Raw genomic sequence first — 1,316 nt, forward strand, 5'->3', positions numbered from 1 at the left:
CTCCAGGCGTTTGCCGCCGACCTCGACCACGACGGTCTCGCGGGCGGTGGGCTCCTCGGCCTCGTCCGTCCCGGCGGGGGTGAACGGCGCGATGGTGTTGTGGAACTCGGTCTCGATCCAGCGGGTGTGGATGGTGAACGGGTCGCTGGTGAACGCCGGGTCCTTCACCACCGCCCGGTGGAACGGGATCGCGGTGGCCATGCCCTCGACCTGGAACTCGGCCAGGGCGCGGGCCGCGCGCTGCAGCGCCTGGGTGCGGGTGGCGCCGGTGACGATCAGCTTGGCCAGCAGCGAGTCCCAGGCCGGGCCGATGACACTGCCGGATTCGACTCCGGCGTCCAGGCGGACGCCGGGGCCCGCGGGCGGGACGAAGGCGGTCACCGTCCCCGGCGCGGGCAGGAAGTTGCGGCCCGGGTCCTCACCGTTGATGCGGAATTCGAAGGAGTGGCCGCGGACCGGGGGGTCGTCGTAGCCGATGGCCTCGCCGTCGGCGATGCGGAACATCTCGCGGACCAGGTCGATGCCGGTGACCTCCTCAGTCACCGGGTGTTCGACCTGGAGGCGGGTGTTGACCTCCAGGAAGGAGACGGTGCCGTCGTTGCCGACCAGGAACTCCACCGTTCCCGCGCCGACGTAGCCTGCCTCCTTGAGGATGGCTTTGGAGGCCCGGCGCAGTTCGGCGTCCTGTTCGTCGGTCAGGAAGGGTGCGGGGGCTTCTTCGACGAGTTTTTGGTGGCGGCGCTGGAGGGAGCAGTCGCGGGTGGAGACCACGATGACGTTGCCGTGGGTGTCGGCCAGGCACTGGGTTTCCACGTGGCGGGGTTTGTCCAGGTAGCGTTCGACGAAGCATTCGCCGCGGCCGAAGGCGGCTACGGCCTCGCGTACGGCGGAGTCGTAGAGTTCGGGGACTTCGTCCATGGTGCGGGCGACTTTCAGGCCGCGTCCGCCGCCGCCGAAGGCGGCTTTGATGGCGATGGGCAGGCCGTGCTGTTCGGCGAAGGCCACGACTTCCCCGGCCCCGCTGACGGGGTCGGGGGTGCCGGCGACCAGGGGTGCGCCGGCGCGCTGGGCGATGTGGCGGGCGGCGACCTTGTCGCCCAGGTCGCGGATGGCCTGGGGTGGGGGGCCGATCCAGGTCAGGCCGGCGTCGAGGACGGCCTGGGCGAAGTCGGCGTTCTCGGAGAGGAATCCGTATCCGGGGTGGATGGCGTCGGCGCCGGATTCGGCGGCGGCGGCCAGGACTTTGGCCTGGTCGAGATAGCTGGCTGCCGGGGTGTCACCGCCCAGCGCGTAGGCTTCGTCGGCCGCGCGCACAT

Annotated in this window: 1 protein-coding gene; it reads right to left on the minus strand. The window is 71.0% G+C overall.

Annotated features, from left to right (window positions below; translation table 11 throughout):
- The coding region (locus AXW62_RS39675; RefSeq protein ID WP_060948559.1) for an acetyl-CoA carboxylase biotin carboxylase subunit at positions 1-1,316 on the minus strand (1,316 nt) is incomplete at both ends.

Source organism: Streptomyces hygroscopicus subsp. hygroscopicus (genome assembly GCF_001553455.1).
GTDB lineage: Bacteria > Actinomycetota > Actinomycetes > Streptomycetales > Streptomycetaceae > Streptomyces > Streptomyces hygroscopicus.